Annotated in this window: 12 protein-coding genes; 2 read left to right on the forward strand and 10 right to left on the reverse strand. The window is 71.7% G+C overall.

All coding sequences use genetic code 11. The features are described from left to right. Positions 1 to 208: 208 nt before the first annotated feature. From nusB to WEB03_RS08515, 10 genes are all read right to left on the reverse strand, one after another. Entirely contained in the window at positions 209 to 1195 is a 987-nt protein-coding gene (gene nusB / locus WEB03_RS08470) for a transcription antitermination factor NusB (protein ID WP_368070512.1), read from the reverse strand. Between the two features lie 23 nt (positions 1196 to 1218). After that, positions 1219 to 1776 (reverse strand): elongation factor P, encoded by a 558-nt coding sequence (gene efp, locus WEB03_RS08475; RefSeq protein WP_368070513.1) that lies wholly within the window; start codon positions 1774 to 1776, stop codon positions 1219 to 1221. 54 nt (positions 1777 to 1830) lie between these two features. After that, positions 1831 to 2934: a M24 family metallopeptidase gene (locus tag WEB03_RS08480; protein ID WP_368070514.1), complete on the reverse strand. Its 1104-nt coding sequence runs from the start codon at positions 2932 to 2934 to the stop codon at positions 1831 to 1833. Then, on the reverse strand, positions 2931 to 3395 hold the full coding sequence (locus WEB03_RS08485; RefSeq protein ID WP_368070515.1) for a type II 3-dehydroquinate dehydratase: 465 nt from the start codon (positions 3393 to 3395) through the stop codon (positions 2931 to 2933). Before WEB03_RS08485 ends, WEB03_RS08480 begins: the two co-directional genes overlap by 4 nt. Before the next feature lie 35 nt (positions 3396 to 3430). Further along, positions 3431 to 3832: a response regulator transcription factor gene (locus WEB03_RS08490; protein WP_368070516.1), complete on the reverse strand. Its 402-nt coding sequence runs from the start codon at positions 3830 to 3832 to the stop codon at positions 3431 to 3433. Next, entirely contained in the window at positions 3829 to 5829 is a 2001-nt protein-coding gene (locus WEB03_RS08495; RefSeq protein WP_368070517.1) for an ATP-binding protein, read from the reverse strand. The genes WEB03_RS08490 and WEB03_RS08495 overlap by 4 nt, the downstream gene beginning before the upstream one ends. Continuing rightward, on the reverse strand, positions 5826 to 7571 hold the full coding sequence (locus WEB03_RS08500) for a S8 family serine peptidase (RefSeq protein WP_368070518.1): 1746 nt from the start codon (positions 7569 to 7571) through the stop codon (positions 5826 to 5828). Before WEB03_RS08500 ends, WEB03_RS08495 begins: the two co-directional genes overlap by 4 nt. Positions 7572 to 7733: 162 nt before the next feature. Next, positions 7734 to 8894 (reverse strand): 3-dehydroquinate synthase, encoded by a 1161-nt coding sequence (gene aroB / locus WEB03_RS08505; RefSeq protein ID WP_368070519.1) that lies wholly within the window; start codon positions 8892 to 8894, stop codon positions 7734 to 7736. Beyond that, the gene (locus WEB03_RS08510; protein ID WP_368070520.1) at positions 8891 to 9448 is read right to left on the reverse strand and encodes a shikimate kinase; all 558 of its coding nucleotides are present in this window, start codon (positions 9446 to 9448) and stop codon (positions 8891 to 8893) included. Before WEB03_RS08510 ends, aroB begins: the two co-directional genes overlap by 4 nt. Positions 9449 to 9487: 39 nt before the next feature. Continuing rightward, entirely contained in the window at positions 9488 to 9661 is a 174-nt protein-coding gene (locus tag WEB03_RS08515) for a hypothetical protein (RefSeq protein WP_368070521.1), read from the reverse strand. 144 nt (positions 9662 to 9805) lie between these two features. On the opposite strand from WEB03_RS08515, the gene WEB03_RS08520 reads away from it, so the two are divergent. Together WEB03_RS08520 and WEB03_RS08525 are read left to right on the forward strand one after the other, a co-directional pair. Beyond that, complete coding sequence (locus WEB03_RS08520; RefSeq protein WP_368070522.1) at positions 9806 to 10048, forward strand: hypothetical protein; 243 nt, start codon at positions 9806 to 9808, stop codon at positions 10046 to 10048. Then, a complete protein-coding gene (locus WEB03_RS08525; protein WP_368070523.1) occupies positions 10045 to 10449 on the forward strand; it encodes a type II toxin-antitoxin system VapC family toxin in 405 nt (134 codons plus the stop codon). The genes WEB03_RS08520 and WEB03_RS08525 overlap by 4 nt, the downstream gene beginning before the upstream one ends. Positions 10450 to 10676: the final 227 nt, after the last annotated feature.

Below are 10676 nucleotides of genomic sequence, written 5' to 3' on the forward strand. Positions count from 1 at the left end.
GGTCGCTTCACGACCCCCGGCGGGGGACCGCCCCACTCGGCCGATCCGAGCGAGCCCGATCCGAGCGAGCCCGATCCGAGCGAGCCCGATCCGAGCGAGCGTGCACCCGGATGACGTGGCCAACGTCGCTTCGCTGCACGGTCGCGACGAGCTGGCATCCGCGTGCACAGAGACGACGACAGCGAGGTCGTCAGCGTGCACGGTCGGGTCAGAACAGCTGGGGCTGCGCGTCCCCGGGGCCGTCATCGTCGTCGACGGGTTCGGCGTCGGCGTCGCCCTCGACATCCACGTCGCCGTCCGTCAGCTCATCCCCGGCGGTGTCGTCCGGTTCGGGGTCGACCAACAGGTCGACGGCTTCGCCCTCGTCGTCCGGCGGAGGCAGCACGTCGACGACGGGTTCGGCGTCGAGCAGTTCGACCACCTCGCCCTCCTCGATCACGGGGAGGTCGTCGAGCGGTTCGGGCTGAGCCTCGAACGGCGGTGGTTCGGCCACGTCGAGGACGACCGGGTCGATGATCTCGACCTCCGGAGCCGGGCCAGAGGCAGCGGCCTCCGGCGTTGGCAGCAGTGGGGAGTCGGCGAGGTGCTTGCGGACGCTCTCGAGCACGCCGTTGACGTAGCGGCCGGAGTCCTCGGTCGACAGGCTCTTGGCGAGCTCGATGACCTCGTTGAGGACGACGGCCGGCGAGGTGATCTCGAACGCCAGCTCGTAGGTGCCGAGGCGGAGGACGCTCCGGTCGATCGCGGGCATCCGGGCGACCGTCCAGCGGCGGGCGTAGGTCTGGATGAGCTCGTCGAGCTGGTCCTGGTGGTCGGCCACGCCCTGCACGAGCGAGCGGGTGAACCCGTCGAGCTCGTGCGCACGACGGCGCTTGGCCTCGGCAGCGATCAGGTGCGGTTCGGCGTCGGCCTCCGCAGCGGCGGCATCGACCGGGGCTGCGACATCGGCTTCCTGGTCGGGATCGAGGTCGTCGAGCAGGGACCACTCGCGCGGGTCGTCGACGATGCGGGCGAGGAAATCCCCCGCCGGGATCCCGCGGACGTCGGCCTGGAACAGGATCTTCAGCGCACGTTCGCGGGACCGGTGCGGGTCACGGGTGTCGACACGACGCTTGCCCGGCCGCTTGGTCGACCGACGCGGAGACGCCCCCGGGTCGGGGGCGTCGGGACGCGCATCACGGTCAGGCGTCGGCACCATCGGATCGTCGGGGTCCGCCATCAGGCGCGGGACATGTAGGCGCCGCTGCGGGTATCCACCTTGATCTGCTCGCCGATCTCGATGAACAGCGGCACCTGCACCTCGAGCCCGGTTTCCAGCGTGGCGGCCTTGGTGGCGCTGGTCGCGGTGTTGCCGGCGATGCCCGGTTCGGTGTGGGTGACCTCGAGCGTGACCGACGCGGGAAGGTCGATGCCGACGATCCGGCCGTCGAAGAACGACACCTGCACGGTGTCGCCCTCCTTGATGAAGTCGGTCGCCTCGCCCATCGCGGCCGAGGAGGCGTGCTGCTGGTCGTAGGTCTGCGCGTCCATCAGGACGTAGTCGTCGCCCTCGCGGTAGAGGAACTGCAGGTCGCGGCGCTCGACGATGGCCTGTTCGACGTCGATCCCGGCGCGGAAGGTGTGGTCGATGACCTTGCCGGTCTCGACGTTCTTCAGCTTGGAACGCACGAAGGCGCCGCCCTTGCCGGGCTTGACGTGCTGGAAGTCGACGATCTGCTGGAGCTTGCCGTCGAGCAGGATCGTCATCCCGGTCTTGAAGCTGTTGGTGGAGACCACGGGAACCTCGTGCGCGGGGAGGGGGCGGAGCGTCTCGGGCGGGCGGTTCTGCCGCTACCGGAGGCGCAGGCTGCGGGACGTGTCGGTCAGCACTCGCGGGGCACCGTCCGCGGTGACCACGATGGTGTCCTCGATGCGGACGCCGCCGGTGCCGGGGAGGTAGACGCCCGGTTCGACGGTCAGCGCCGTGCCGGGCGAGAGCGTAGCAGTTGCCCCTCGGGCGACCGCCGGCGCCTCGTGCACCTCGAGACCGACACCGTGGCCGGTCCCGTGCACGAACGCGGCGCCGTAGCCGGCGTCCTCGATGACCGTCCGGGCAGCGAGGTCGACGTCGCCGGACGTGGCACCCGCCACGGCCGCAGCCCGGCCAGCCTCCTGCGCGCGGGCGACCACGGCGTGCACCTCGACCAGTTCCCCGCGGGGGTCGCCGACGGCCACCGTGCGGGTGCAGTCGGCGTGGTAGCCGTCGACGAGCGCGCCGCAGTCGACGGTGAGCAGATCCCCGGGCACCAGCGGCCGGTCGGTCGGGGCGTGGTGGGGTACCGCCCCGTTCGGGCCACCCGCGACGATGGAGGGGAAGGCCACCCCGTCGGCACCGAGGTCGAGGAACCGTCGTTCGAGCCAGACCGCGAGCTCCCGCTCCGTAGCGCCCGCCGTCACCCGTACGGCGCACAGCTCCTCGAGCGCCGAGGTGGTGATGGCACAGGCGCGGGCGAGCAGATCGACCTCGTGGTCATCCTTGACCGCCCGGAGCGCGGCGACCAGGCCCGTGGTCGCCACCACCTCGGTGTCGTGCTCAGCCGCCAGGATCCGCAGCCGCTCCGCTGCATCCCACGTGAGGTGATCGGCCTCGACCGCCAGCGCGGCGACCGGCGTCGGTCCGCGGTCGCCACCGCCGATCGCGACCCGACCGGCGTCGCGGGAGAGCACGATCGCGAGACCAGCGGCCTCAGCTGCTGCCCGCTCGGCGTACCGGTCGTCGGTGATCAGCACGTCGTCGTCGGGCGAGGCGCCGATCAGCACCTGCCCGTTGGATCCGGTGAAGCCGCTGAGGTAGCGCACGTTCGGTGGGCTGGTGATCAGCAGACGGTCGGCTCCGTTGGCGGCGAGGACGGCCCGGAGCCGTCCGCGGCGGGCGGCGTGGTCGGGGCCCGTCACCGGGGCGACGGCGAGCCCCCGCGTCGGGCCACCAGCGAGAGTGCCGCGCGCACGGCCAGCGGGTAGCCGTCGATACCGAAGCCGGCGATGACGCCGTCCGCCACGGCGCCGGTGACCGACGTGTGGCGGAAGGTCTCGCGGGCGTGGATGTTCGACAGGTGCACCTCGACGATGGGGACATCGAGCATGTCGAGGGCGTCGCGCAGCGCGTAGCTGTAGTGGGTGAGCGCGCCGGCGTTGATCACGACCGCGTCGGTGCCGTCGGTCCGCGCGGCGTGGAGGCGCCGGAGCAGATCCGCCTCGCCTTCGTGCTGCTCGTCGTCGAGGGTGGCGTCGGCGCCGATGGCCTCCGCCCGAGCCGCAGCGACGACGTCGGCCAACGTGTCGGTGCCGTAGATCGCGGGGTCGCGGCTGCCGAGCTGGGACAGGTTCGGCCCGTGCAGCAGCAGGATGCGGGTCACCGGGGGCTCCTCGACGTGGCGAGCCCGACGCTAGCTCAGACCCCGGCCATCTCCACCGCGGTGCCCCCCTGGCCGAGCTCGAGGATGAAGTCGAGCAGGTCGTCGACGTCGAACGGCTTGGTGATGTAGTAGTCCGCACCGGCGGCCCACCCGGCCCACACCTCCGCGTCGGTGGCGCAGGCGGTCAGCAGGACCACCGGGATGTCGGCCGTCCGGGGGTGCGCCCGCAGGTGACCGAGCAGCTCGAGCCCGTCCATCCCCGGCATCATCACGTCGAGGAGGATCAGGTCCGGCGGATCGGCCCAGGCGGCCAGCCGCGCGGATTCGCCGTCGCCGACCATCGCCACCTCGATGCCCTCGGCCAGCAGGTTGATGCCGAGCAGCTGGCGCAGCGTCGCATCGTCGTCGACGACCAGGACCCGCTGGTACCCACTCATGTGAACTCTCCCCCATCGTGCCCGGCACCGACGCGGACGCGACGACGCAGCGGTGATGCCTTGATGCCGTTCCGCGGCGATGACACCGGCAGGCGGAACTCGACGCCCTCGGGGACCGGTGTGGTGACGGCCGCGACGACGTCCTGACCTCGACGCTGCGGCAGCTCCAGGGTGAAGCGGGCACCACCGCCCGGGGAACCCCCGACCGTGAGGGTGCCGCCGAGCATCTCGGCGAGTTCACGACTGAGGTGGAGCCCGAGCCCGGTGCCGCCCTGGCTGCGGGTGTTGGACCCGTCGAGCTGGACGAACCGTTCGAAGACGCGGTCACGGTCCTCGGGGGCGACCCCCGGGCCGTGGTCGTCGACGGTGAAGCGGTAGGTGTTCTGCCCGCGCGAGACGTGCACCTCGATCGGCCCCTCGGGCGCGTACTTCCGGGCGTTGTCGACGAGGTTGATGATGATGCGCCGGACCTTGTCCTCGTCGCTGCGGAACGCGCCGACGGGACCGACGGTCAGCTCGACGCGTTCCTGGACCTCGGGCGCAAGCTCGGCGATGGCCTCCTCGAGGAGGGCGACCGGATCGATCTCCTCGTGCTCGACGCGGATGGCCTGGTGCTCGGCGGCCGCCACCAGCAGCAGATCCTCGATGAGCGAGCGCAGCCGGGCGCCGCCGTTGGCTCCGAGGCGGAGCACGTCGATGCGCTGCTGTTCGGTGAGTTGGCCGTCGGAGCGCTGCATGGTCTGGATCGTGCCGATGAGGGTCGCCAGCGGGGTCCGCAGCTCGTGGGACACGGCCGCGACGAACTCGCTCTTCTGGCGGTTGAGCGCGACCTGGTGGGCCAGCGCGTCCTGGACGTCCTCGTGGAGCTCGATGTTGGCGATCACCGACCCGGCGTGGGCCGCGAAGGTGGCCAGGACGTCGGCGCGGTGGTCACCCTGTTCGTCGGCGGGAAGCTCGAGCAGGACGGCGACGAGCACGCGCACGTCGCGGTCGGCGTGGCCGCGTGCCCAGACGAGCGAGGGCAGCACCGGCAGGCCCGGTCCGAGCGGCTCGTCGGGCAGCTCGAGGACGCCGCCGTCCTGGAGCTGGGTGGCGGCCAGGATCCGAGCGACCGTCGCGGGGGCCAGCGCTCGACCGCCGTCGTCGTCGAACAGGAACCCGTGCCACGGTCCATCGCCGCGGGCGGTGAGGCAGATGGCGGCGGCACCCGTCAGCAGGGCCCGGCTCTCCTCGGCGATACCGGCGAGCGTCTCGGCCCGGCCGGAGAGCCGGGCGAGGTTCGCGGACGCCGCGTAGAGGCGTTCGAGCCGGCTGCGTTCGGCCTGTGCCTGGGTGAGCGCCCGTGTGCTGACCAACAGGATCGCCAGCATCGGCGCGATCAGCAGGACAGCAGCCGGGTGTTCGTGGACCAGCACGACGCCGAGCAGACCGAGCGCTGCGGACAGCACCAGGCTGGACAGCAACGCGGGGCCGACGTTGTTCAGCACCGCGCGGAACGGCCGGTTCTCCAGCAGCGCGAACAGCGCAGCGGTCGAGCACATGTCCCACACCGTCAGGGCGCCGATGGCCAGAGCGCCGGCCCCCCAGGCCAGCGGGTCGAGCGGGTCGCCGCGGCCGAGGACGGCGAACACCAGGGCCGCTGCGGTGTACCCGCCGGCCATGCTGACGAGGTTGAACAGGCGCTTGAGCGGTGCCTGCGGGAAGCGCAGGGAGATGACCAGCTCGGCCGCCATCGCGGCCGCCACGGTCATCAGCGGGCCGAGCAGGAACAGGCCGACCAGGATCGCGCCGTCGGTGGGCGTCACCCAGATGCCGTGCCGACGGTGTTCGAGGTAGATCGGCGGGAGCAGCCCGAGCCCCGTGAGCGCGACGATGAACAGCCCGATCGTCAGCGTCTCGGGGAACGGCACCACCGCCGGTTGCGCCGACGTGGCGAGCAGTCCGCCCACGACGAGCAGCAGCTCGACGCTGATGAGGGCGGTGATGCGTCCGTTCACCGTCTCGCCGTCCTGGCGGGATCGAAGGTGGCGGGGGCGTCGACGGTCGAGGCCAGGGTGAGGTCCGGGCCCTCGAAGCTGAGCCAGCGGGCGCGGGAGAAGTCCACGTTCAGCCAGCGGGCGCGCTGCCACGACGCATCGAGCCACCGAGCGCGGGCGTAGGAGACCTCGAGCCAGCGTGCACGTTCCCAGGAGTCGTCGAGCCAGCGGGCGCGAGCCCACCCCTCGTCGAGCCAGCGGGCACGGGCCCACTCGTCCTCGAGCCAGCGAGCGCGCTCCCAGGAGTCATCGAGCCAGCGGGCACGGGCCCAGTCCTCATCGAGCCACCGGGCGCGCGCCCAATCCTCGTCGAGCCACCGGGCGCGTTCCCAACCACCGTCGAGCCAGCGGGCACGCTGCCAGCGGGTCTCGACGCCATCGCGGTCCCACGGCACGCCCGCGGCGCCGTTGCCGCGCCCCTGGACCCAGTCGGGGTCTGCTTCGGCGATGTCCGCGGCGGCCAGATCGATCGCGCCCGCGTTCGAGCCGGTTACCGGGACGGCGGTGGAGGTCAGCGCACCCTTGAGCTCGTCGGGGCTGGCGAAGGGCCGGTTCTCGGCGAGCACGGCCACGGCGCCGGCGGCGATCGCCGTGGACATCGAGGTCCCGGTCCCACGCATCTGCTGCTCGCCGACGTGACCCTCGGGGAAGTCCTGCTCGATCTTGGACCCTGGGGCGCGCAGCGACACGACGCTGGTGCCCGGTGCGACGACGTCCGGACGTTCCACCCCGGCGACCTTCCCGCTGCCGGAGAAGTCCGGCACGGTGTCGTCGGTGGTGGTCGCGGTGCCGGCGGTGTCGGTGGCGCCGACGGTCAGGACCAGGGCGCTCCTGCCCGGCGAGGTCACGACCCCGGCGCCGTTGTTGCCGGAGGCCGTGACGACGGTGAGGCCGGACCGCCACGCCGCCTCGACGGCGATGGCGAGCGGGTCGGCCTGCGGTGCGCGGTTCATCTGCACACCGAGGGAGAGGTTCACGACGCGGATGCCGTGCTCATCCTGGTTGTCGATGACCCACCCGATGCCCTCGAGCACGCGCGACAGGCTGGTGGAGCCGTCGCGGCCCGACAGCTTGACCGACACGATGTGCGCGCCGGGGGCGATGCCGAACTGCGGCTCCGCCTCGTCTCCGGCGCTGCCGTCCGCGGCGATCAGCCCGGCCATGAACGTGCCGTGGCCATTGTTGTCGAGTCCGTCACCCTCGCCGCTCAGGTCGAGGGCGTGGATCAGCCGGTCCTCGAACTCGGGCAGGTCCGCCACACCGGTGTCGAGGAGCGCGACACCGACGCCATCACCTGACGCGGGGCTCCAGTGCCCGGGAGGCGAGACCGCTCCGAGCTGGCTGTCGGAGGTGACGAGGTCGATCAGGTCAGCGAGCTCGGGGTCGGGCTCGGGCTCCGGAGCGGGCTCGAGGGCGGCGACCGTGAGCTGTTCGTCCGGCGCGACCATGAGGTCGCCCCGTTCGGCGAGACCGGCGTAGGCAGCGGGCGCGACGGAGGCGGCGACCCCGCCGAGGTACGGCAGGTCGACGCGCACATCACCGCCTGCGGCGTGGACGGCGTCAGCGGCATCGTCGGAGCTGGCACCGAGGACGATCACGTCGACCAGGTCCCCTGCGGCGAGTGCGGGTGCGGACGCGGCGAACCCCGCCGCGAGCGCGATCAACGCGATCAGCCATCGTTGCCGCCGCATGATCTGCCCCACGTCCAACCCTCCCGTTACCGATGTCGTCCCCCTCGACATCGGCACCGCACGACCGGACTTGACGAAGATGACCCGGGCGCACCACCGGTGTACGCCAGACGGCCCAGCATGAGCGACTGGATATGACTAGTCACATGCGCGTCGGGTCGGGCCGGTCGCTCGTCAGGCGAGGAGGTCGTCGAGGACGGCGTCGACGTCGGCGCGGTCGACCGCCTGGACCGTCGGCATCGCCAGGCCCTCGAGCAGCACCCACCGGACGCCGTCGCGGGTGACCTTCTTGTCGCGTCCGATGACCGACCAGACCTGCTCGCGGTCGAGCGCGGGCCCGCGGGTGGGCAGACCGAGCCGAGCCAGCAGCGCATCGGCTCGTTCGACGAGGTCGTCCGGGGTGCACCCGAGCCGCTGTCCGATCCGGAGGGCGACGACGGTCCCGATCGCGACCGCCTCGCCGTGCAGCACCTCGCTGTAGCCGGTGAGCGATTCGACGGCGTGCCCGTAGGTGTGGCCGAGGTTCAGGTGGGCCCGGATCCCGCCCTCGCGTTCATCCGCGGCGACGACGGCCGCCTTGACCTGGGCGGAGCGGACCACCAGCTCCTGCAGCAGCTCCGGGTCGCCGGCGAGCACGTCGGCGGCGCAGGTCTCGAGCAGGTCGAGGATGCCGGGGTCGGCGATGAGCCCGCACTTGACGACCTCGCCGAGCCCCTCGGTGCGGATCCGCGGCGACAGCGTGGCGAGGGTGTCGACGGCGCAGGCCACCGCGATGGGCTGGTGGAAGGCGCCGACGAGGTTCTTGCCGCCACCGAGGTTGATGCCGGTCTTTCCTCCGATGGCGGCGTCGACCTGGGCGAGCAAGGTGGTCGGGACCTGGAGGACGGCGACGCCGCGGTTCCAGGTGGCGGCCAGGAAGCCGGCGAGGTCGCCGACCACTCCCCCGCCGACGGCGACGACGAGGTCCCCCCGGGTGAGCGGGACATCCGCGCAGACCTGCCACAGCTGCGCGAGCGTGTCGGCATCCTTGGCGACCTCGCCGTCGCGAACCAGGTGGCGGTGGACGGTGAGGCCCGCGTCACGGAGCGCGGTCTCGACCAGGTCGACGTGCCCGGCGGCCACGACCGGTTCCTGGGTGACGACCAGGGCGGTGGCGGCACCGGCCGGCAGGTCGATGGCGGTCAGGACCTCCGGCAGGTCGCGACCGACCACGACCGGGTACGGGGCGTCGACCAGCGCGACGGGGATCACGGTGGGCCCGTCGGTGGCCTGGGCCGCAGCGTCGGACCGTTCGTGCGCGAGGTCGGCGCCGGTGATGGGCCGGTCGGTGGTCACGTCATCACCTGCTCGTGCTCGGAGGGGGTCAGGATGTCACCCGCGTCGAGGGCGAAGGCCACCACGTCCGCGATGACCTCGTCGATCGCGCGGCCGGCATCGACGGTGACGTCTGCGACGGCGGCGTAGCGGGCTTCACGTTCGGCGTAGGTGGCACGAAGGCGAACCTCGAGGTCCTCACCCGCCAGCAGGGGGCGTCCGTCGGCCTCGTCCCGCAGGCGTTCGAGGAGCACCTCGGGGGTGGTGCGGAGCTCGACGAGGGTGCCGGTGAGCAGGAGGCTGGCAACGTTGTCGTCACGCAGGACCGTGCCGCCACCGAGGGCGAGCACGAGGTCGTGGAAGCCGGCGAGCTCCTCGACCACCTGGCGTTCGAGGTCGCGGAACCCGGGTTCGCCGTGGGCGAGGAACAGCTCGGGGATGGGACGTCCGGTCCACCGTTCGAGCTCGGTGTCGGTGTCGGCGAACCGGCGACCGAGACGGTCGGCGACGGCGCGGCCGACCGTGGACTTGCCGGCGCCCATCATCCCGTAGAGGGCGAGGTTGCGGCTCAGCACGAGGCGGTCACCGCTTCCGCGGAAGCGCCGATACCCACCTCACGCAAGGCTGCGGTCCTCGCGACGCTCCTCGATGAGTTCGTCGGCGAGGCTGCCCTCGACGTCGACGGCTGCTCGCCCCTCGGCGGCGCGCTCGTGGATCCGGCGCTTGATGGCGTCGCGGGACACGGTGCTGCGCCGTTCTTCGTCATCGGGCGGGATGTGGCTCGGCATGGACGTGACCTCCTCGGCGAGAGTACGTCAGCACCGAGATGCGGCCCAAAGGTTCCAACCAGTACCGGCCTCTCAGGACCGTGACACCATGCCAGCACGTCGCTACCGTCGCACAGGCGCGTTGGCGGGAAGAAGGTGGAGGCCGTGGCGCAGGTACTGATCCGTGACCTTCCTGACGATGTCGTCACGAGACTCGAGGCACGAGCTCGTGCCCGCGGTGAGCCACTGGCGGTCCACCTGCGACTCATCCTCGAAGATTCGGTCCGTCTCGACCGCGACGGGTTCGTAGAGGCCGCGCGTGAGATCCGCGCACGTTCGCGCGACCCGCAGGTGACCGACAGCACCGACCTCATCCGCACGTCGCGCGACCGAGATCATCAGGTGTGACCACAGTCATCGACGCGAGTGTTGTGGTCAAGTTGTTCGTCCACGAGCCGGACGCAGAGGCGGCCGAAGAAGCCGTGATGCGCGCGCCTGTTCTCGCGCCGGATCTGCTCCTGCTCGAGGTAGCCAGCGCGCTCCGGAAGAAGGCGAAGAGCGGCGACCTTCCCTCCGACGCGGTACAGCCGGCACTCGCGTCCATCCAACATCACGTCGCGCTCGTCCCAGATGCCGACCTCGCGTTGCGGGCGGCAGACCTCGCGGTGACGTGGGATCATCCCGTCTACGACTGTGTGTACCTCGCTCTCGCCGAACGTGAAGATGCACCCCCTCCTCACGGTGGATCGCGACCTCCACCGACTCGACTCGGTGTGCGGCTCGGCGTCGAGGTCCGTGGTCTTGAGTGATCGTGCGACGTTCCTCATGCGGCCGTCACAGGGCGACCGCGTCACGGACGGGGATCCGCAGGTCGGGGAACGCGAGGCAGGTCAGGTCCGCGGAGGCGTCGAGGGTGATCGTGTCGCCGTAGTGGGACGTGTCTCAAGCCGGTGGACGTCGACGACGTCCGCCTCGAGGTCGACGAACCAGTACTCGGGGACGCCACGTCCGGTTCGACCACCGTGCCGGGCGGGAA

It is taken from the genome of Nitriliruptor sp., from assembly GCF_040882075.1.
Classification (GTDB): domain Bacteria; phylum Actinomycetota; class Nitriliruptoria; order Nitriliruptorales; family Nitriliruptoraceae; genus Nitriliruptor.

Excerpts from the sequence above, each read along its gene's own strand:
- WEB03_RS08490 (WP_368070516.1), bottom strand. The coding sequence starts at position 3,832 with ATGAGTGGGTACCAGCGGGTCCTGGTCGTCGACGACGATGCGACGCTG.
- WEB03_RS08515 (WP_368070521.1), bottom strand. The coding sequence starts at position 9,661 with ATGCCGAGCCACATCCCGCCCGATGACGAAGAACGGCGCAGCACCGTG.